Origin of the sequence: Microcoleus sp. bin38.metabat.b11b12b14.051, from assembly GCF_013299165.1 — a bacterium.
Lineage (GTDB): Bacteria > Cyanobacteriota > Cyanobacteriia > Cyanobacteriales > Microcoleaceae > Microcoleus.
Genome location: NZ_JAAFKD010000047.1, coordinates 13158 through 33352, shown reverse-complemented (window position 1 = coordinate 33352; position 20195 = coordinate 13158). Strand labels below are relative to the sequence as shown.

Sequence of the window (20195 nt, the reverse complement as noted above, 5' to 3'; positions counted from 1 at the left end):
CGGCTTTTAACAATCAGGAAAAGCTATATTTCGCCCAAACAATATGAGCAAAATTTATCAGGTCAAGGTAATCGCAAATTCACTCATCTTTGTAAATGCCGTTTTCTGACTTTTTCAGCAAGCCCTAAGTATAGTTGGATACCTGTCATTCAAAAACGGACAAAAAGCAGTTCAAAAACTGGCAGATAACTTGCAGGGCGAAATCAGCGGGCGCATTCAAGAACACCTGGCAAATTACTTGGACAAACCTCACACCATCGCCGAACTCAACGCTGGTGCAGCTAATGTCGGAAACCTGAAGCCCGACGATTTGCAGGCCACTGAAGGTTACTTTTGGCATCAGATACAAATATTTTCGTCGTTGCGCCAAATTTATTTAGGGACAAAACAAGGTCAGTTTATTGGAGTTGAGAGACAAGACTCTGGTGAATTAGCTGCCAAAATTACAGAAAACTTTCCTCGCCGTTCTTTTTATGGCTTAGATGCTCTGGGAAATCGCACTAAACTGTTGCGTTTTGAACCGAATTATGATTTGCGAGATCGCCCTTGGTACCTGAGAGCCACCGCAGCAGAACAACCAGTCTGGACTGAAATCTATACATTTTTCAGGGCGATTTGGGAATCACGGCGGCTGGGCCATTTTATGTTGACACTCACCGCTCCTTGAGGAGCGGTGATTCTAACTTCATCGTCAGAACTTGCTCTACCAGGCTTGCACCAAGTAGTGTAGAGGTTCCAACTCCATTAACGTTACTTTGGGAATGTCCTTCCCTAGATTCTGCTGTTAGCAAAATGTTTAGAGCCGCGTTCCAATCCCTATGCAATACCAAGTCGCATTGGCAGATGTGAGTACGAGTGCTCGGGGATTTTTTGACAATGGCTTTGCACTGACTACATTTCTGACTTGTATATTGAGGAGGAACAGCAATAGCTGTCTTTCCAAACTTCGTTGCAAAATGTTCAATCCCCTGCCTGAATTGATACGTTTACTGCTCTTTCCGAGACTTTGAATCCGTTTTTTAGACAGAGTAATTTTCAAAGGGAAACAGCAGCCAATTTCCCTTTACGAAGTCCTCGACGCAGAAACCAACTCAGTCATCGGCTGAACTATCAGTTCGGCAATCCGACCGAGTTCAGTTGGTTCAACTTCTGATTTGAGGCGATTGAGCGCCCAAATCAACTTTTCTAAGCACTGTAAATACGCCTCTTTGCTATCCATCACAGTCTTTTCCAATAACATTACACTCACGTCAGCTATCCTCTTGTTACTTTGATTGTTTCGTAAAGGCGTCCTATTTTTGTGAATTTTTTATTGAAGATTTTAGCCGAAATTCAGTAGGAAAATTATTCAGGAAAATTAAGTTAATTTCCAGTAGCTGACCTGCCTTGTTTTCCCATTTTAATTAGGACAAAATATGACAAGTAAAGTACATAAATTGCTAAACCTATTAGACCCAACAATCCCAAAAATTGAGGGTTAGCCGTAGCGTGAAACATCTGTCTGTACAGCCAAGGCGGGTCTAACCAAATGCGGCAAAAAGGTTCGTCAATTACCTGACTTTGAGATTTAAACGCACAGCTTAAGAAGGGAATTTGAGCCAGAGCGCCCAAAGTGCTATAAACAGTAATCGCCCAGCGCCAAGCTGTAAAGGCCAGCTTCAAAGACGATTGCGGGCGATCGGCAATTTCATCATTTAAATCTTCCCAAAACCAGAGACAAGCAGGAATCAAAGCCCTCCCGATCAGCGACGACACAAAGCTCACAGGCAGCGCCGCCATCATCAGGTAAAGTGTAATTGCCAGCAAACTCGCCACCCGCAAATAAATTATCAACAAACGGGCGATCGCCTCAGCTTTTGCCCAAACAGCCCAAATCAGCACTACCAGCGGGATCGAAACGGTTAATAGCACAGATAACCGGTAATCCATCCACACAAGTGGTTGAAACCAAGGCCCGGTGGCTGCCAATAAAAGACTCAACATTTTAGGAAAAATATACTCACTTATTTGTGACGTATTTTACTATAAAAAATCTCAAAAATCAGCAACTGTAAAACACTCTTAATGTTCCAGTTGCTGCGGCACTTTCCAGGTACTTGGAGGCTTTCTCTGTTTGTAGTCGATACAGGATATTGGCGAATACGCGATCGCCAACACTTTTTTTGTGATAGCGAGGCGAGGCTATCCCCCGCTATCTCCGCGTCTATTTTTCAGTCTGGTTTTGCTTCCACAACTGTCCGATCCCGAGCAGATTGCTGTAGAAGGTATGGCAATTCGAGCTCTCATATGAGGTATTGACCAATCCCTCAATCCCCCAATCTCAAATCTCAAATCTCAAATTCTTCAATCTAAACTTGTACCTCACCTTTTTGATACTCGGCTATAAATGTCGCCATTACCAAGAGTTTTAACCCATACAAAAATCCCGCGTCAAAATCTAAAGTTTGACGCGGGAGGGCAGACATGGAGCTAAATTGGTCGTTTATTCGTCGTAGATGCGGCACTCAGCAGCGTCAGGATTGTCGTCGCAATATTTTTCAAAGGAATTTTTAGGTTTGACTTGCTTCTGGTGGGAAGCTTCTGCTTGCAGTTCTTCAACTGCGTCCCAAGCTGCCGCACATTCGCCGGAAGTAGCGCCTTTCACGTCACAGACGGTACGAGCGTTGTCTAGTTCTTCTTCAATTTTTTCTTCGATGTTGCCCGCGGGTGTTGTTGTCATATTCACCTTATTAAGTAAGAAAGGTTTTCTTTTTGGATGTTAGTTGGTGTTTGATTGGCAGATGCGGCCTGGCGACCCAGCTAATATTAGCTTGAGATGCGCTCTAAAAGTTGCTGCTACCGAGATAGAACCCATCCATAACTGCGATCGCAGCAGCCGTCTCTAATTCCTGCTTGACACAGAACCCGTCACCCGGTTCTAGTCCGCAGGTATCAAGGCAGGTCGAGCTGACCTTACTTTTGATGAAAACATTACATGAAGTTGGCGTGTCAAACTGTATTGAGCTTTATCTTTTAAGATTTAGCTGAACGTGGCATTTAACACTAAACAGATTGATGCTTGACTCATGTTAACTTATGTTAACACGATCGCAGCCAAGGAGCCGAATCGATCGCCCCAGAAAACCGTCCCGCCAGCGGCCAGTTGCGGTTAGCCTAATGTATAGAGATAGTTTTATAGAGAAGTTAGCCTGATGGACAAGCCAAACCAAATGCAATGGGTCAGCGCCTTATCAACCCGTCCGTCTTTAGAGTCAGCCCTGAGGGAAGTTGTAGAACAAGCCGATCGCCAATTAGACGGCCCGGCAGATTTAGCGCTGATATTTATCTCGTCTGCCTTTGCCAGCGAGTATTCTCGGCTGATGCCTTTACTGCAAGAACTGCTGCCAGTGCCGGCGATTCTGGGCTGTGGCGGGGGAGGAGTCATCGGCACCAACCGGGGCGGCATGACGGAAGAAGTCGAGGGAGCGCCCGCAGTCAGCCTGAGTTTGGCACGCTTACCGTCCGTGAATGTCAGAACCTTTCACGTCAGTGGAGAAGAACTGCCGGACTTAGACAGCCCCCCGGATACTTGGGTGGATCTGTTGGGCGTACCCGCCGAGGAAGAACCGCAGTTTATCATCTTGGCAGACCCGTTTTCAGCAAAGATTAACGATTTGCTGCAAGGGCTAGATTATGCCTATCCGGGCGCGCCGAAGGTAGGAGGGCTCGCCGGCGGCGACGGTTCCAGAGGCGCGGCGCTGTTTTGCGACTATCAACTTTACCGAGAAGGAACGGTGGGAGTTGCTTTGAGTGGCAATATCGTTCTCGAAACCATCGTGGCCCAAGGCTGTAGACCGATCGGGCATCCCTATCGGGTGACGGAAGGAGAGCGCAATATTTTGCTCAAACTCGAAGAACAAACTGACGATAGCGGCAGCAGGGGCATCGAGCGATCGCCCTTAGAAGCCCTGCGAGAGTTAGTTCAAACCTTGAGCGAAGCAGACCGAGAATTAGCGCAGCATTCGTTATTTGTCGGCTTAGTCAGCGATGAATTCAAGATGACATTAGAGCCGGGAGATTTTTTAATCCGCAATTTGTTGGGAGTAGATCCGAAAGTCGGGGCAATTGCGATCGGCGATCGAGTCCGTCCCGGACAGCGCATCCAATTCCACCTGCGGGACGCGCGCACCTCCGCAGAAGACTTAGAAGTGCTGCTCGATCGACACCAGCGGGCAGCCGAAGACAGGGGTACATCCAGCGCCGGCGCCTTGATGTTCTCCTGTCTGGGGCGGGGTGAAGGGCTTTACGGCCAGTCGAACTTTGACTCGCAACTGTTCGGCCAATACCTCAAAAACATCCCCCTGAGCGGCTTTTTTTGCAACGGCGAAATCGGCCCAGTCGGAGGCAGCACATTTCTGCACGGATACACATCCGTATTCGGTATCTGTCGCCAAAACTCATAACAGTTGACTGTTGACTGTTGACTGTTGACTGTTGACTGTTGACTGTTGACTGTTGACTGTTGACTGTGGACTGTTGACTGTGGACTGTGGACTGTTGACTGTTGACTGTTGACCAAAAACTAAAAGCGGCAGTCGCCTGCCGCTTTTAGGTCTAACTAGATATCGGGAAACCTTAGAAACTAAAGGTTGTCCGCAGGACTCCTACCCAGATATTGTCATTGCGTTTGTTTTGCTCGGGATTCGTAATTACGTAAACGCCCGGTGTCACCGAAATAAAGTCAGTAACTTGGAAGCGATAGAAAGCCTCGTAGTGATAAGAGGTGTTGCGGTCTCTGGCGAAATTGCTCTCGGTAACTTTCGGGGGTATGCCGGCGATCAAACCGAGGAGGTTCCCTTTCTTGCCAAAATCTGGCAGCGCCAAGAACAGCGCACCGTTTTGAACGGTAGACTTACCGCGAGGAGCATTCATGTCGCTGCCGCCGCCGCGTTCTTCGCGAGCCTTGGTGTAACCGTACCAACCGCCAAGCTGGAAGCGGGTGCTGGGTTTGAAGTTAAGTTGCACGCCATAGTTATCGGATACAGTAGCCAATTGACCGAAGGGGCGGTTAGCTAAGGCACTGCCCGTACCCCCCATGATGCCAACATCGCCAGCGCGATTGTATTTGCGGTTGTAGCTGACACCAACGTCAATGGCATTCGTGACATTTAAGTTGAGTTGACCCAAAGCGCTGAAAGAACCGTTGAAAACGCCCCGGCCTCTGGCTGGATTGGCAGCGTCGTTATTATTTTCGGACGCGAGATAGGCTGCTGTGGCTCTCAGGGGGCCGAAGTTGTATTTGATAGCAGCACCGGCTCCTTCGGGGCCGCGGAACACTGCTGGGTTGTAACGTCCAAATCTGGAGAGAGCACCGCTGCCGCTCGATTCCAAGGGAGCAGTCAGCTCAGCAACGTCATCAAGTCTGAGTCCTTTCGGGCCGAACCATACTGTCGCCTTGGCTGCTGGGAAGCGATACCACAATTGGTCGAGGGAGAACTGAGTGCCGTCCTCGCCGTCAATGGCGAGGCGAGCCATGTTCGTACCAGTGGTGGTGGCTGTACTGTAGTTGGCGACGTTTCTAGCTTGCAAGCGGGTTCTGAGCAAGTCTCGACCGGTGAAGCTGGTGTTGAAGTTCAACCGCACCCGGTAGCCGAGGTTGGTGACAGTTTTGTCGTCGTGCAGCCCGACACCATTTCCGAAGGTGTCGCTGGCGATAAAGATGGCTTCTCCGGCCAGTTTGGTTGTGGTGGAGAATTGGTTGGCTTCGAGTTCGGCGGTGCGAGCTTCTAAGCCGTCTACTCGTCCGCGCAGGGTAGCGAGTTCGGCTGCAAATTCTTCTTGCAGGCGTTGCAGGATGGCTAAGTCGTCTTTGGTGACGAAGGTACCTGTTGACGAGCTAATTAGCTTGGTTACTTGGTCTAAGCAGGCGTTGACGCCGGCTGCGAATTCGTAGCGAGTCAGGGCGCGGTTGCCGCGGTAGGTGCCGTCGGGATAGCCTGCGATACAACCGTAGCGTTCGACTAGGGATTGCAGGGCTTGGAATGCCCAATCTGTCGGCCGCACGTCGGAGAGCTGAGAAACCGATGTCACTTGGGACATGGCTCCTGATGGTTCGGCCGGCAGGGCTTGGGGTGCTGCTGGGACGATCGGGCCGCCCATGCCGGTGGGTGCTGTTTGAGCAATTTCTACCTTAGCGGCTGGGGCGACAGCGGCGGAGGCTGGCACTTCTATTGTTGCAGCGGTTGCTGTCGGGCTGCTGGGCGCTGCCAATTCTAATGCTTGGGCAGACGGTTCGGCTGTGACTGCTGCGGCCAGGGGTTCAGTCGCTGGCGCTGTGGTGGACGGAGCGATTGGGGCTGCTGCGTTAATTTCGCTGGCTGCGGTTTGCAGTGCTGTGGCGCTGGTTGGGAGTGCGATTGCTGCCAGTTTTTGGGCGTCTGCAAAGCTGGCGATCGGGGTTTCGGCCGCCGGGGCGCTGCTGTTTAAAGCCAGCTTTTCTGTGGTAGCAGGGGCTGCTGCCACTGGTTCTGCAACTGTTTCTGCTGCTGTTTCTGCAACTGATGCTACAATTTTTGATTCGGATGGCTTGGCTGTCGCTAGCTGGTTGGCTTCAGCGGTTGCTGGGGCTTCGGCGGCGATCGCAGCGGCACTGACGACTGATGATAACCCCAGAATTGCCGGGGATACTAAAAGTAAATTCCACAAAGTTCTGTTCATTTTCCTCACACCTTCACACTCTATTCAACTCGATCGGCAATTCCCAACTGCTGATTTTTGTGGTTGCTTGCCTGTTGACAATAACTGCCAGAATAGAACCTATCCATGACTGTTGATTCACAGCAGGCGTGTCTAGTTCCTGTTTGAACCTAGGGGGCTGGCCCCTTGTACGGCCAAAGCTTCAGTTCAGGTCAAGCCCACATAACATTACGGTAGATTATACCATCACTTGCTAATTTCATCGATCGAGCGCCAGACTTCCTTGAGTTGCTGTAGCTGCGATCGACAACTGGCTGTACGAGTGAGGCCACAATTTGCCTCAAACTGACAAATACGCTTGAGTCCTTGCCAGTGCCAGACTTAACAGACAGTTAGTTATAGGTAGGATTAGGGCTGCGCGTCGCATCCCTTATACAGCGTTCTCTCCTGTTATGTCAAGCTTTTTAACCTAACTTTAAACCTCGCCGCCCGCACGGGGCGATTTTTGGGCCCGGGGTGGGGAACGGAGGACTCAAGGCTGGTAGATGTACCGCGTTGAGCGCGAAATTTCAAGCTTGACCAATTTGGGTTTTGCGATACACCAGGGTGTCGGGACTTGCCCGGGCGATCGTCATTTTTGACAAGGCTCGCTTGCTTTAATTCATCGTTATCGTAACACAATTTTTTTGTGCTCTGGCAGCGATCGCCTAATGAATCTCTGTGAATGGAAATCAGAATTTTGCCTCCTTGCTGTCTGGCGCTTCACCTCCTCTGATTTTTTCGCCACCGCCGATGTTTTTTAAATCACATTTTTTATGTGACTTATGATACTGAAAAATTATCATTCCCTCCAATGCTATTGCCGCACCAATCAACCGGATGATACGATTGGAGGTTTTAATTTGTAGATTGTGGGTTGGAGATTGTCTGGTTTATACATCAAAATTCTGAGGTCTTAAAACGAAATTATCACATAAATATTGAGAGCGTTAACTGTAGCATTAGTTGAGAGGCACAATTGGGATGCCATAACAAATAAGGATTATTTATTTGCAGAGCCTCATCTAAAACAATAATAACTTTTACCCCGGCGCGCCACCGAAAACCAAATTCAAAAACCCTGTATCTGAGAGTAACGAGTGCATCGACTAAAACGCTAATTTGCGAAGCGTAAAACTCAATGGCGCCAGTTATGGGCGAAAAAAAAATTGTAAATTTAGCCATAAATCTGACTTAATATGGTATATTACCTGATGGGTGCATCTATGTTATTTGAAATCCAGTATGACTTCGAGCAAAAGCAAATTTCGGCTACTTGTATTGGCATTATTGCTATTAGGATTATTTTTTCGCTTTGTCAATATAGACAAGAAATTTTATTGGTACGACGAAGTATTTACTTCGCTGCGGATTTCGGGATATACGCAAACGGAAGTGCTGCAAGAAATTACCAGCAGCCAGTTAGTAGCATCCCCAGATTTGATGAAATATCAACGCTCCAATTCGACCAAAAATTGGGGCGATACAGTTAAAAGTTTGGCAATTGAAGAACCTCAACTGCCACCGCTGTATTTTTTGGCAGTCAAGTGTTGGGCAAAAGTATTCGGTGATTCTCCTTTTTCGACCAGAAGTTTCTCTGTTTGGATGAGTTTGTTAGCGTTTCCCGGTGTCTATTGGCTGTGCCGAGAATTGTTTGCAGCGCCGCAAGTGGCAGAGATAGCCGTGGGATTGATAGCCGTTTCTCCGTTGTACGTGCTCTACGCTCAAGAAGCCCGTCCTTACAGTTTGTGGCCGGCGCTGATTTTGCTTGCTTGTGCGTCTCTGCTGCGAGCAATGCGGCTGCAAACTAACCTGAGTTGGGCTATTTACGCAGCAGCAACTATTTTGGGAATTTACACTCACTTGTTTAGCGTGTTGGTTGCGATCGGACACGGATTTTATGTATTGGTAACTCAAGGTTTTAGGTTTAACAAGAAAGTCTTTAATTACTTGATAGCTACATCTTTTTCTCTACTAGCTTTTGTACCTTGGTTGGTAATTTTATTGACTAATAAAAAGGCAGCAGCAGGGGCGACTATTTGGGCCGAGTTAGAAACGAGCAGGCTATCTTTAGTTAACAATTGGGCGGGAAATGTCGGTCGCATTTTTTGGGATTTTGGGCTAACTTCTAGTGCGCCGTCAATATACTTGATCGCCTTGGCTGCTGCTACTTTAATTTTAGTGGGAATCGTAGGGTATGCAATTTATTTTCTGTGCTCGGAGACGAGCAAAGAGGTTTGGCTGTTTGTGTTGGTGCTGGTGGCGGTGACAGCATTGGCGGTGATGTTGCCGGATGTTATATTGGGAGGAATCCGATCGACTAAACCTCGCTATCTATTTCCGACTTATTTGGGGATGCAAATAGCTGTTGCTTACCTGTTAGCGACTAAAATTAGCGCGCCCGGGGTGCCGGCGGGCCAACGGCACGTCTGGAAAGTTCTGACGGTTGTATTGTTAACTGGATCTGTGCTGTCGGATGCTGTTAGTTGTCAAGCTGAGAGTTGGTGGACTAAGGAATGGGGCCGGGAAAATCCCGCAATTGCTCGCGAAATCGATCGCGCTACCAAGCCGCTGGTTGTCAGTGAAATCTCGGAAGTCAGTCTGGGAAATATACTGTCAATGAGTCATTTGTTAGCACCAAAAGTTGTGCTGCAATTGGTGTTGCTCGACGCGCCAGCGCGCCGTCAAGCTCAGTTGCTTGAGGCGCCAACTATACCCAAGATTCCCAGCGGTTTTAGTGATGTTTTTGTTTACGGGCGATCGCAGAATTTTAGTGCTAAGCTGGCGAAAAAGCAGAATTCAAAAATAGAGCTGCTGTCAAAACAAAACACCCAAACGCTGTGGGTGGGAAAGTTAGTCAAAGAGTGAGGGTTTATGGAAGATTTTGGTATAATTATTGCTTGCTGCGATCAGGATTATCTGTTTGCGAAGGGTTGTTGTGCTAGCATCCGATATTTTCTGGGAGATGTGCCGATTTGTCTGTTGATTGACGGTACGTTTTCTGTGAGCGCTTTGGAGAAGTCCTACGGCGTGCGAGTTATCGATCGCACAACGGTGTCCCAAGAGGTTCTCAGGAAAAGAAGTTTTGGTTGGGGTAAAACTAAAATGATTGCTTTCTGGGAAAGCCCTTGGTCGAATTTTCTGGTTTTGGATGCCGATACGATCGTCTGGGGCGATGTTCTCAAGTTTGCTAATTTTCAAGACTTTGATTTTATTGTAGACCAACCTTGTCAGGAAAACTCGGATGCAGATGTTTCCAAGTTTTTCTTTGACATTCCGGGCGTTGAGAAGTATTTCCCCAGTTTTAACTGGCAGAAATTTAAAGCTAACTATTTTTGTACTGGTACTTTTTTTGCGAAGCGCGACATTTTTAGCTTGGAAGAATACGTAGAAATTTTAGATTTTACGGCGGCGCATCCGCAGATATTTAAATACGGAGAAATGGGGTTTTTAAACTTTATGATTTTCCGGGCGGCGCAAGAAAACCGGCTGCGAGTGCAGAGTGTGGATATGCAGTTGTTGGTGCCGGATTTTGACCAGGATTTGGTGCGAAAGCGGTTTCCGGTGGAGTCAAGCGGGCTGGCGGGCGATCGCGCCTCGGCGACTGTGATTCACTGGTGCGGGCCGAAACCGAGTTTATCGACATCTAAAGTTTACTCGGAACCGATGAATTTTTGCCGCCGCAAGTGTCAGGAAGATGCTTGGGGGCGCACGGGTTTGGCCGCCCAGATGTCGCTGCAAGTTGAGGATTGGCAGCGATCGATCTACGTGTATAAGAATAAGTTTAAGAAGAAGTTTCGGCAGTTGGCGGGTAAGTATAGCAGTTGACAGTTGACAGAAGAGCGCGCTCGCGACTTGCCCGCCCGCGAAGTCGAGGGGAGTCGAAGAGTTGACAGCTTGCGCGCTCGCGACTTGCCCGCCCGCGAAGTCGAGGGGAGTCGAAGAGTTGACAGCTTGCGCTGAGCGAAGTCGAAGAGTTGACAGTTGCATAACGGGCATCAATGGTTTGATGCAGTAAGGATATCGGCTCTATTCATGAAGTTATTTATGTCCTAACCGCCGAGAAGGTTGCTATAGATCGAGACTGGCACGCGCGCTGCGAGAAATCGGGAATATGCTGTCGCGCATTTAAATTGCATATTCAGAGCGGGCGGGACGCCCACCCCACAAGACTTTGATGGTTTTTTGATATACAATTTAAATGCCGCAACAGCTTATTCCTAGATTTCTCGCCGCCAAATTCAGATCATTTGACTCGATCGCCCGCTCACTCATGCAGAGGTAAAATGGGGCCGGCTGGGGGCAAAACTTGGCGGTGAACGCTGACTTTGTGACTTTCCCGCTGAGTTTGCATTTCCACGGCGATCGCCTCAAATTCGATTTCCATGCAGCCGTAGGGAATCTCTAACTCGATACTCGATCGCATATTTCCCAGCCCGGTAGCTGTAAATTCGGTAATCCAGCGCGGCCCGTCGAGAATTAGGTAGGTTTGTCGATCGAACACCCACACTTTTACATAAATTCGGGGCATTAATTCCGGCAGTTGCACTTTCACTGTTACAGCCTGGCCCGCCAGGATGTCGGCGCGTGGCAATTCCAGAACCGGCATCGGTACTAACTCGTCTTCTGGCAAAACGTAGGGAGTTGGGGGAGTTACTTCTGTTTCGAGTTTTGCAGTTTTTTCAGCCGCTTTTCTCGGCTGCGGGGGCTCGTCAAAAACTACAAATTCTCTGGCTTCTGGGCCTGTATGTTCGGGTTCGGCAATGGTTTCGCTGGCTGCGGGTGGCTGCTCGGTGAGGCTGCTTTCTGCCACGGTGGCGATGCCGTCGCTGCTATTGCTGGTGGCTTTTGGAGTTGGCGACAGGGTGGTTGCTTTGAGCCATTCGGGGGATTCGCCGTTGCTGGCTAGGGAACTCAGCCTCGACCAAAATCTATTTTCGACTTTGAGGGTTTGAAATGCTTGTTTTGAGGGTGCTGGCGGAGTTTCTGGGGCTGTTATTTGTGGTTCTGGGGTATTTTCGGGTTTTTGGTCGATCGCCCGAATATCGGCCGTTTCTGGGGCTGTTGGCAGGTCTAAAGGTTTGGCTGGTTGGTCGATCGCCCCTGCGGTAGTTTTAGGGGAATTGGAGATTTCTGATAGCAATTGCGATCGGCTGCTGTCGGGCAGTTTGTTACCGAATGCAGGCAATTCTAGACCGCCGGCACTGGGAGTCTGACGGGTATTCAGTTGAGGCGGTAGAGATTCGTTGCTTGGCGATTCATTTGTTGGGGATTCATTGGTTGGGGATGGCAAATCTAAGGATTTTTGTACTAGCCGGAGGAAGGATGGATGTGTTTCGCTCCGAGGCGGTTGGGCTGCTGTTTCTGAGGGTTCGGCTTGATGCTTTTCTTCGATGAAATTCTCTTTAATTACTTCAAGAAGATGCTCTAAACGGGCTGTAATTGTGAATAGTTTGGTGGCTAGGGTGACGCCGCCGCTGCTGAGTATTGCTTCTCCTAAAATTAGGCGGCTTTTGCACTCGGTTGAGATGTAGGTGACGCAGGCAAAGATGCAGGGGGGAGCTTGTTCTGGCATCGGCTGCTCGATTTGGGCGAGTATTTTTGAGGTTTGCGGATCGCGCAGGTAAATTTGTAGTTGTGCTGAACCGATGAGTTTTTGGAGTTCTAGGGTTTGGGATTCGGGGATGAGAGTTGCTGTTTTTCTGGTTTTTTGGGTTGGTTGGGGAATGTCGATTTTGCCGGAAATGATTAAGGGGCGGCCGAGTTGAGTCACGAAGGTTTCTCGATCGAGCACGAGTTCGAGTTCGAGTTGGACTGGGGGTTTGGGCGGCTGAGGAGTTTGGGGAAGGGGGAATTGATAGATTTTGGTCGTTTGGGGTGCTAATGCGGCTGCTGGGATTTGGGGCGGTGCGGGCCGATCGACTGGTGCGGGGATTTGTGGCGTCGCGCGATCGACAGAGGAAGCATTTTCTGGGGCTGCGCTTGTGGCATCTTCGGAGAATTCTGGCGGCAGGGGTTCGGAGGTTTCCGATTCTGCGGGCAATACTTCTAATTGCACCCCGTACTGCCAAGGTTTTGCTGGGGTTGATTTGGGATCTGGCAAGCAGGAGAGTTCCCACATTCCAGGTTTCAGACGCGTGTAGGGAATAATCACGACTAATCCTTCGGGATTGGTGCGGGCATATCTGCTTTGGACTTTGCGCTGGGGCGCTGTTTCGTCGAAGGATGTGTGGGTGATGCGAATTTCGATGTCGGTGTTGGGGTGCTGAATCCGAGCAACGACGCGATATTTGCCTTCTAGAATTTCCACGTCGGGGCTTTCTAAGGGCAACCAGGCGCGATCGCCTTCTTTCTGTAGCAAAAATTCTAATTTTTTCATGTTTGTTTTCCCTTAAATGCTCCCGCTTGATTCGTCACCGGTTGGCAGTGGTTGCTTGAGCGACAGCTACAGATATTTAATTACTTTATGTTTTATAGCCTATCATTGGTCTCAGTCAACAAACCCGATCGCCCCAAGAGCGAAGCTTGCAGCTATTGGATCGCCCCCCTGCGCCCGATCGACCCGCCCCGGACAATATAACAACGTTTTCCTACAGGTATTTCTGAGAATTCTCGTGAAGTGCGATCGCTCGCAGGGGGGCGATCGACTTTTATCAAACATTCCTGGGCGCACTCCGACAAAGAAACCGGGTTTTTGGATAAATCAGCGCATCACAACCAAGTATTCAAGGGAAAAACCCGGTTTCTGACTACCCGCGCATTCCTAGACGCACTCCGATAAAGAAACCGGGTTTTTGGAGAAATCAGCGCATCATAACCAAGTATTCTCTAAAAAACCCGGTTTCTGACCACCCGCGCATTCCTAGACGCACTCCGACAAAGAAACCGGGTTTTTGGAGAAATCAGCGCATCATAACCAAGTATTCTCTAAAAAACCCGGTTTCTGACTACCCGCGCATAAGTCCTATCAAAGATTTTAGTCTTAATTTGATACGCCTTGAGCAATGCCGTTTCCCTACAGATATCGCATTGTGAAATAGGCCGGAGAGCCTGCTTCTCCCTCACCATTACCAAGGACTGCCAATCATACTAAAAGCAGCCCAATAATAAGGATGCGATAAATCTTTGCTGTCGAGTTTGGGAATAGAGGGAGGTAAAGAAGTTTCGCCCCGAGAAGTTCGCAATTGCCGATTTTCGATGGTGAGTTTACCTTCGATCGCCGCAATTTGTGCTTGTCGCATAGCTTCAGCTTTAATCATTGGAGGAGCTTGAGGTTTGCTGACTTTTAACTGCTGATAAAACTCAGTCATCAGCGCCAGAGTCCCTGCATCTGACACATACCACAAGCTGGCGAGGGCAGATTTTGCTCCCGATTGCAGCGCTAAACCGGCAAATCCGAGTTCCGCTTCTCTGTCTCCCAAAGCTGTTCTACAGGCGCTCAATACTAACAGTTCCAGCGGCGGATTGTTCCATTTCAAATCTTTCATTTGAGAAAATTTGAGTTGCGTATCCCAAAATTGAATGTAGGAGTTATCAGCAGATCCCGGGCGGAATTCCGCGTGGGTGGCGAGGTGGATGATGCCGTATCTTTGTTGCAGTCGCTGCGATTGCAAGTTGACGATGGTAAAATCTTCGTTGACAAAGGATTGGCCGGGCCACTGTCGGGCGATCGCACTTAATTCTAACGGGACTGCCGGGAGCGGTTCTTTGTTCGCCGTTTCCGAGAAAATTGCTGCTCCCATTGCTAATACCTGGGAGTTTTTGAGATCGGCATAATTGATGTCTGTCAGCTTGAATGCCGGAATCCGCGCCATGCTATATTTTTGGATCAGAAATTGCTTTCCGTCGTGCATTGCTGCTAGGGGTACGGTTCGCAAACCTTCGCCGACGCAGAACAGCAATGTTTCAATTTTTGCGAGTTGCAAATCGATTTCTAGGGGTGAAATTATCCATTGATAAAGTTTTTGGGCTGGTTCGAGATAGCTGGTGGTGTTGATTTTTACTTGGTTGGTGATTTCGCTGCTTAATTCTTTGACTGCTGCCAGCAGTATCTGTTGTTTGGCTGACGGAACGCTGCGGAGTATGGGCGGGCGATCGGGCAAGATTAAAATTAGTTCTAGTTGATCTGTACGCGGGATGGCGTAAATTAAAGCTGGTTTTTTCTTGGTTTGAACTGCTAGGCGCGAGAGAGTTTTTGATATTGCTTGGGCGGTTTTTTCCCGGGTGGCAAAGTCTTGTTGCAAGTATGTTTGATAGTCTTCTTCCCAGTCTTTTTCGATTCTGCTGACGGCTTCGGTGAGGTTTCCGCGATCGAGCAAATTTCTCATTTCTTGCCCGTTCAGTCCGCCTGGGTCTGGTTTTTGGGCAATTGTCGCGAGGTTCGCGGAACTCCAGCAGAAAAATATTGCTGTCAACCAGTAAAAAATAGCTGTTTTAAGTTTTTTCTGAGTCGCGTGTTTTTGGCGGTGCTGCTGAGATTGGTGCTGCATGATTTGGGACGGTTGTGCCTTTTTCGATATGCGATTTTTGGATTTAAGATTAAAGAATTGGGAATAACCGATTAAATAAAGGTTTGGAGATTTCCTCAAGTTACATTCTTTTTTAGAAGTGGCATTAATAGGGCAGTTGGCGGCGCTATATGCGAATACTTAACTGTGCTGCAAGCCCGAGCGACTAAATCCACTTAATTAAACATCAAATATGAATTATACCATTTAGAAAAAAGCTTGCTACAGTAAAATTGTTGAGTTTGTTTCGTCCGCCCAATGTGTAAGGTGCGGATCTATGATATCTGGCGTGAAATGCGAGGAATTGTTCTCGTGCGACGCACCCTACCGCTACTCGATCGACTAAATCCACTTAATTAAACATCAAATATGAATTACTTTCAAGCTTGCCCTGCCTGTCTTCTTCCTTCTTCCTTCTTCCTTCTTCCTTCTTCCTTCTTCCTTCTTATTTCTTTCTTCTTTCTTCTACTTATAACATTCCACACCAACGCCAAACATCTCCGTAAGGCTGTGTCACAAGCACCGCTTGATTCCTGACGCACCAACTCCAGCCCCCGCAACCCAGAAATTGGCGATTTATGTAAAGTTTTGTAAATTACCTTGGGTTTTGCGTAAAAATCGCAGATCCCGACAGATAAACGAATAGAAGGCATTGCAGAGGAGGCGATCGCTCTCCCGGTAGCCGCCGCACAGGGGCTGTTGGTGAGAGAATTAGCTGAACTCCAGCAGCCTGCATCGCTGGTTGCAGACCATTTTTCTGAGTACCCTTGGAACAAGAGATGCCTAGTAAGGATGAAATTGACGATCGGCTAAAACAGCTAGCCATAGCTGCTCAAAATCACCAACCTCAAACTGTTGAACGACAGAAAGCTGTAAGTACATTAGTAATGGACATTCAAACATATAAAATTGTAAATTTTCCCAGAAATCTCAATTTCACCCGGGAAATTTATCAGGAAATCTGTGCAGAAGCCTACCAAGATTTAATGTTACGCATCTGTCGGGAAATTAAGAACTACCGACCGGAAAAAGAGGTGAGCCAGTGGGTGAATTTCTTGATGATTAAATGTTTTCAACAAGCTACACCTAGAGTTATAGGTCGCAGCGACTTCAAACGTTCATACTATAAAGATATCGATGCTTTTTTTGATGGGAAAACCAATCAACAGGAAGATGAAGCCGACCGACTCGCCAAAGCTCTGATCGAGATGATTGAAGAAGATCCTGGGGATGTTTTCAAAGGCGAAGTCAGTAGAAAGCACCCGCAGGTCAATTTTCAGTTGTTGCTGGTGAAGAGAGAGATAGAAGATGTAAGTTGGGAGCAGATATCCGCCGAATTGGGGGTAGGTGTTTCAACTTTAAGCAGTTTTTACCGGAGGTGTTTCGCTAAATTCACGCCCAGATTCAGAGAATACTTATAGGACATTTAACAGCAAACAGCAGAGATGGATCATGAATAATACACCAATTGATTTTGTTTGGACAATTCCGATCGCCCCAGCAGCACACCACAGCGCTCAAACCCTTTCCCAGCAACAAAGTGACTCGAAAAAAGCTAAACAGGTTTATCTGAATGCTTTGGCAGTGCACGCAGTCGATTTTTACTTTCAGTGCATGGAAATAGAGACTGATTTGGCCGCTAGCGATATTTGGAATCCTGTAGTTCAGAAATTTATGGATGTCGCGGATTTGGATGTCAAAAATATTGGCAAATTTGAGTGCCGCTGGATGCGCGAGGGTGAAGATTTTGTCTCGATTCCGACAGAAGTGCGATCGGACAGAATTGGTTACATCGCCGTAGAGATAGCTCAATCGCTCCTTGACGCGAAGTTGCTGGGATTTGTGCCAACAGCCGATCGAGAACAAATTCCAGTGACCGAGTTAAAATCGATCGACCAACTGCTAGACTATTTAGACGGACTCAAACCTGTAAATCTCAGTCAGTGGTTGCAAAATGTTTTTGATACCGGTTGGCAGACAGCACAAACGCTGTTCGAGTCAAAACCCGAATTGCAATTCGCTTTCCGCAGTCCTCAAGTTTTAGCAAGCCATGCTTCTATCAGTAAAACTCTGCCAGTCAAGCGAGGCAAATTGCTTAACTTAGAGCGGGGAAAAGAGCAAGTAGCTTTATTTGTGGGATTGATGACAACAGACGAACCGGATATCGATATTTCGATAGAGGTTTATCCCACAAACGGTCAAACCAATCTGCCCAGCGATTTGCAGTTGATGGTGATCGATGGTGGAGGCGAAACCGTGATGCAAGCTAAAGCAAATAAAACCGAAAAGTTGATATTTGAATTGAAGGCAGAACCGGGAGAAAATTTTAGTATCAAGTTGGCTTTAGACGATTTCAGCATTACTGAAAAGTTTGCCATTTAATCGTAATGAATGGGGGGTTTGCATTATGGATAAGTTAATTTTACTCAAGTTAGACGGAAATTGCGAAGAAGGTTTTCGCTGTACAGTCCAAATTTGGAAAAACAATCAATTTCCGTTGATTGATTGTACCGCCAGCCAAAAATTGCCTCCCAACCCCCAAATAGCGGCTTTTGAGGAAGAACATTGGCGAGAATATCGCATTTTGGGCGCGGATTCCCGCCACCGCCCGCAAAAATTAGTTAATTTAATTTACCCGTTTTTGCACGAAACTGCACCCAAAACTGCTGTCAAATCTGATATTAAAGGATGGTATTTTCGGATTAAACCTGGCCGGATTAGCAACAGAAATCCTGTGCAAGATTGCAAAGACTCCGGCAAACAACTCGCGAAGATGCTGAATAATTGGCTGGATGCTCCTGAGTTTGCGGAAGTGGAGAGGCTGATTGGCGATAATTTAAATCCTGATGAAGAAGCGAGGGTGCTGATTTGTACCGATGACAAGCACTTGCACAAGCTGCCTTGGAATCTGTGGGATTTGTTTAAAAGATTTCCGAAGGCAGAACATTCGCTGAGTAAATTCAACTATATAACTAGGGAAAGTCCGCAAAAACCAGTCCGCAAGTCTAAGGTGAGGATTTTAGCGATTCTGGGAAACAGCGCTGGGATTGATGTCACGAAGGATCGGAAAATTTTAGAGAATTTGTCTCGCGATGCTGAGGTGAAGTTTTTAGTTGAACCGCAACCGGACGAAATTAACGAGGAACTTTGGGATCAATGTTGGGATATAATATTTTTTGCAGGCCACGGGGACACTCAAGATGATATTGGAAAAATTTATATTAACAAAAGTGATTTTTTAACAATTAATGAGTTGTGGTGCGGCTTGAGAAAAGCTGTGGATAAGGGTTTGCAACTGGCAATTTTTAATTGCTGCGATGGGTTGGGCTTGGCCAGAAATTTACATGATTTTCAGATGATTCCGCAAATGATTTTAATGCGGGAGTTTGTGCCGGATGTGGTAGCTCAGGAATTTTTAAAGTGTTTTCTGAAAGAGTTTGTAAATGGCAAATCTCTGTATGCAGCAGCGGGGGAAGCGCGGCGCAGGTTGGAGAGTAAGGAAAAGAATTTTCCCTGTGCTAGTTGGTTGCCTGTAATTTGGCAGCATCCGACAGCGGTGCCGGCGGTTTGGAACGATTTTTTGCTGCCGGATGCGCCTGTGGCTGCGCCGGATGTGCCTGCGGTGCCTGCTCCGAAAAAACCGCAGGTTAAGGGTTTTTCGCGCTTGAAGCCGTTGGTTTTGGCGAGTTTGGGCTGTACCTTTGCTGTGATGCAAACGCGCTCTCTGGGGGTGATGCAGCCGTGGGAACTGTCAATGCTCGATCGACTCCTGAGCCAGCGGCAAGCTGAACCGATTGACAAGCGGTTGTTGGTTGTGGAAGTGACAGACAAGGATGTTGAGAAGTACGGCTATCCTCAAAACGATGCTACTTTAGCAGGGGCAATGGAAAAATTGCAGCAGTTTCAACCTTTAGTAATTGGTTTGAATATGCACCGCTCGGCGAGCCGAGAGTCGGGAAGGCAAAAATTAATTTCTATGTTTCAGAACAATCCGAATAATATTACTATATGCAGCTACGGCGATACCAAAATATACGATGCACCACCGGAATTGTCTCAAGGTAAATTGATAAATCAACTGAGTTTTAGCAATTTACCAAACGATGAAGCGCGCCACGAAAAAGGTAGCAGCATTCGCCGTCAACCTCTGTCTTATAACTGGAATTTTCCTAATTTAACTGAAAATTGTCAGGCTCCCAACAGCTTCAGCTTGCTGTTAGCTTTGCGGTTTTTGGAGAGTCGAGGGATTGCACCAGAGACAACTCAGAATCAAGAGTTGCGAATTGGTGGCGTTACTTTCCCAAAATTGGCGGCTCGTACAGCAGGTTATCAAAATTTAAATTCGCCAGTCAGTCAAGTCTTGCTCAACTACCGCGCTAATCGCAAACCAGCTTTGAAAGTGACGCTTCAAGAAGTTTTATCTGGCCAAATAAGCTCTGATTTAGTCAAAGGTAAAATTGTGTTGATCGGCCACACTTCCCAAGCTTCTAGCGATGAGTCGGATACTCTTTTCGGTAAAATGCCGCGGGTGTGGATTCATGCTCATATGGTGAGTCAAATTCTCAGCGCTGCGATTGATAAAAGGCCGCTGTTGTGGGTTTTGCCTCAATCGCAAGGGATACAGTGGGGAGATGCTATTTTTGTGTGGTTGGTGGCTGTTACTGGCGGGTTGTTGGTGGGGCGCGGGCGATCGCTCTCGGTGTTGGCGATCGCTCTTGGTGCTATGATTTTTTTGCTGTATCAAGGTGCGATCGTGATTCTGGCTTTCGGAGGCTGGATGCCTTTACTTCCTTCAATTTTCGCTGTGGTTTCTACGGGTGGTATGTTGTTTGCGTACGATCGATCTCGCTTTGAGGGCTGATAAAAAGCGTTGGTAGACAAAGGATAAATCCTCACCCCGTATCGATATATAGCCTAGTCTAAAATAGATATCGTTTAAAATTATCAACCCAGAGGTGCTGATTTTAGTGTTGG

At 47.6% G+C, this 20195-nt stretch carries 16 protein-coding genes and 1 pseudogene; 9 read left to right on the top strand and 8 right to left on the bottom strand.

Going from position 1 to position 20195, the window contains the following annotated elements:
* Both QZW47_RS28725 and QZW47_RS28720 read left to right on the top strand, forming a co-directional pair.
* On the top strand, nt 1-189 hold a 189-nt coding region (locus QZW47_RS28725; protein WP_293135441.1), incomplete at its 5' end, for a hypothetical protein.
* A gap of 1 nt (nt 190) precedes the next feature.
* Nucleotides 191-667: a hypothetical protein gene (locus tag QZW47_RS28720; protein WP_293135438.1), complete on the top strand. Its 477-nt coding sequence runs from the start codon at nt 191-193 to the stop codon at nt 665-667.
* Here QZW47_RS28720 and QZW47_RS28715 read toward each other — a convergent pair.
* The 4 genes and pseudogenes from QZW47_RS28715 to QZW47_RS28700 form a co-directional block, all read right to left on the bottom strand.
* Nucleotides 654-968 (bottom strand): annotated as a pseudogene (locus tag QZW47_RS28715) (transposase); the annotation flags it as partial. The gene QZW47_RS28720 and the pseudogene QZW47_RS28715 sit on opposite strands and share 14 nt — an antisense overlap.
* 95 nt (nt 969-1063) lie before the next feature.
* Nucleotides 1064-1219 carry a hypothetical protein gene (locus tag QZW47_RS28710; RefSeq protein ID WP_293135435.1) on the bottom strand — a complete coding sequence of 52 codons (156 nt, stop codon included), beginning with the start codon at nt 1217-1219 and terminating at the stop codon, nt 1064-1066.
* A gap of 143 nt (nt 1220-1362) precedes the next feature.
* The gene (locus QZW47_RS28705; protein ID WP_293135432.1) at nt 1363-1983 is read right to left on the bottom strand and encodes a DUF3177 family protein; all 621 of its coding nucleotides are present in this window, start codon (nt 1981-1983) and stop codon (nt 1363-1365) included.
* 499 nt (nt 1984-2482) lie between these two features.
* Complete coding sequence (locus QZW47_RS28700) at nt 2483-2719, bottom strand: Calvin cycle protein CP12 (RefSeq protein ID WP_293135429.1); 237 nt, start codon at nt 2717-2719, stop codon at nt 2483-2485.
* A gap of 472 nt (nt 2720-3191) precedes the next feature.
* Between QZW47_RS28700 and QZW47_RS28695 the strand changes: the two genes are divergently transcribed.
* Nucleotides 3192-4442 (top strand): FIST N-terminal domain-containing protein, encoded by a 1251-nt coding sequence (locus tag QZW47_RS28695; RefSeq protein ID WP_293135426.1) that lies wholly within the window; start codon nt 3192-3194, stop codon nt 4440-4442.
* Nucleotides 4443-4614: 172 nt separating this feature from the next.
* Here QZW47_RS28695 and QZW47_RS28690 read toward each other — a convergent pair whose 3' ends face one another.
* Nucleotides 4615-6696, bottom strand: a complete 2082-nt coding sequence (locus QZW47_RS28690) for an iron uptake porin (RefSeq protein ID WP_293135423.1) — start codon at nt 6694-6696, stop codon at nt 4615-4617.
* A 1263-nt stretch (nt 6697-7959) separates the two neighbouring features.
* On the opposite strand from QZW47_RS28690, the gene QZW47_RS28685 reads away from it, so the two are divergent.
* Both QZW47_RS28685 and QZW47_RS28680 read left to right on the top strand, forming a co-directional pair.
* The gene (locus QZW47_RS28685; RefSeq protein ID WP_293135420.1) at nt 7960-9582 is read left to right on the top strand and encodes a glycosyltransferase family 39 protein; all 1623 of its coding nucleotides are present in this window, start codon (nt 7960-7962) and stop codon (nt 9580-9582) included.
* Between the two features lie 6 nt (nt 9583-9588).
* Nucleotides 9589-10542 carry a hypothetical protein gene (locus QZW47_RS28680; protein ID WP_293135417.1) on the top strand — a complete coding sequence of 318 codons (954 nt, stop codon included), beginning with the start codon at nt 9589-9591 and terminating at the stop codon, nt 10540-10542.
* A 439-nt stretch (nt 10543-10981) separates the two neighbouring features.
* Here QZW47_RS28680 and QZW47_RS28675 read toward each other — a convergent pair whose 3' ends face one another.
* Nucleotides 10982-13093 carry a hypothetical protein gene (locus tag QZW47_RS28675; RefSeq protein ID WP_293135415.1) on the bottom strand — a complete coding sequence of 704 codons (2112 nt, stop codon included), beginning with the start codon at nt 13091-13093 and terminating at the stop codon, nt 10982-10984.
* Nucleotides 13094-13148: 55 nt separating this feature from the next.
* Here QZW47_RS28675 and QZW47_RS28670 point away from each other — a divergent pair, with 55 nt between their 5' ends.
* Complete coding sequence (locus QZW47_RS28670) at nt 13149-13463, top strand: hypothetical protein (protein WP_293135412.1); 315 nt, start codon at nt 13149-13151, stop codon at nt 13461-13463.
* A 318-nt stretch (nt 13464-13781) separates the two neighbouring features.
* On the opposite strand, the gene QZW47_RS28665 is transcribed toward QZW47_RS28670, so the two are convergent.
* A complete protein-coding gene (locus QZW47_RS28665) occupies nt 13782-15203 on the bottom strand; it encodes a CHAT domain-containing protein (protein ID WP_293135409.1) in 1422 nt (473 codons plus the stop codon).
* 398 nt (nt 15204-15601) lie between these two features.
* A complete protein-coding gene (locus QZW47_RS28660) occupies nt 15602-15997 on the bottom strand; it encodes a hypothetical protein (protein ID WP_293135406.1) in 396 nt (131 codons plus the stop codon).
* A 3-nt stretch (nt 15998-16000) separates the two neighbouring features.
* On the opposite strand from QZW47_RS28660, the gene QZW47_RS28655 reads away from it, so the two are divergent.
* The 3 genes from QZW47_RS28655 to QZW47_RS28645 are packed head-to-tail and all read left to right on the top strand — an operon-like array spanning nt 16001 to nt 20082.
* Nucleotides 16001-16642, top strand: coding sequence for a hypothetical protein (locus QZW47_RS28655; RefSeq protein WP_293135403.1), 642 nt, complete (start codon nt 16001-16003; stop codon nt 16640-16642).
* Between the two features lie 31 nt (nt 16643-16673).
* Nucleotides 16674-17603 (top strand): DUF1822 family protein, encoded by a 930-nt coding sequence (locus tag QZW47_RS28650; RefSeq protein ID WP_293135400.1) that lies wholly within the window; start codon nt 16674-16676, stop codon nt 17601-17603.
* 25 nt (nt 17604-17628) lie between these two features.
* A complete protein-coding gene (locus QZW47_RS28645) occupies nt 17629-20082 on the top strand; it encodes a CHASE2 domain-containing protein (protein WP_293135397.1) in 2454 nt (817 codons plus the stop codon).
* The last annotated feature ends 113 nt before the right edge of the window (nt 20083-20195 follow it).

What these genes read in the sequence shown, in the direction of transcription:
- QZW47_RS28645 (WP_293135397.1), top strand. Translation starts at nt 17,629, where the DNA reads ATGGATAAGTTAATTTTACTCAAGTTAGACGGAAATTGCGAAGAAGGT.
- QZW47_RS28675 (WP_293135415.1), bottom strand. Translation starts at nt 13,093, where the DNA reads ATGAAAAAATTAGAATTTTTGCTACAGAAAGAAGGCGATCGCGCCTGG.
- QZW47_RS28705 (WP_293135432.1), bottom strand. Translation starts at nt 1,983, where the DNA reads ATGTTGAGTCTTTTATTGGCAGCCACCGGGCCTTGGTTTCAACCACTT.
- QZW47_RS28655 (WP_293135403.1), top strand. Translation starts at nt 16,001, where the DNA reads ATGCCTAGTAAGGATGAAATTGACGATCGGCTAAAACAGCTAGCCATA.
- QZW47_RS28685 (WP_293135420.1), top strand. Translation starts at nt 7,960, where the DNA reads ATGACTTCGAGCAAAAGCAAATTTCGGCTACTTGTATTGGCATTATTG.
- QZW47_RS28700 (WP_293135429.1), bottom strand. Translation starts at nt 2,719, where the DNA reads ATGACAACAACACCCGCGGGCAACATCGAAGAAAAAATTGAAGAAGAA.
- QZW47_RS28665 (WP_293135409.1), bottom strand. Translation starts at nt 15,203, where the DNA reads ATGCAGCACCAATCTCAGCAGCACCGCCAAAAACACGCGACTCAGAAA.
- QZW47_RS28680 (WP_293135417.1), top strand. Translation starts at nt 9,589, where the DNA reads ATGGAAGATTTTGGTATAATTATTGCTTGCTGCGATCAGGATTATCTG.
- QZW47_RS28695 (WP_293135426.1), top strand. Translation starts at nt 3,192, where the DNA reads ATGGACAAGCCAAACCAAATGCAATGGGTCAGCGCCTTATCAACCCGT.
- QZW47_RS28650 (WP_293135400.1), top strand. Translation starts at nt 16,674, where the DNA reads ATGAATAATACACCAATTGATTTTGTTTGGACAATTCCGATCGCCCCA.
- QZW47_RS28690 (WP_293135423.1), bottom strand. Translation starts at nt 6,696, where the DNA reads ATGAACAGAACTTTGTGGAATTTACTTTTAGTATCCCCGGCAATTCTG.
- QZW47_RS28710 (WP_293135435.1), bottom strand. Translation starts at nt 1,219, where the DNA reads ATGGATAGCAAAGAGGCGTATTTACAGTGCTTAGAAAAGTTGATTTGG.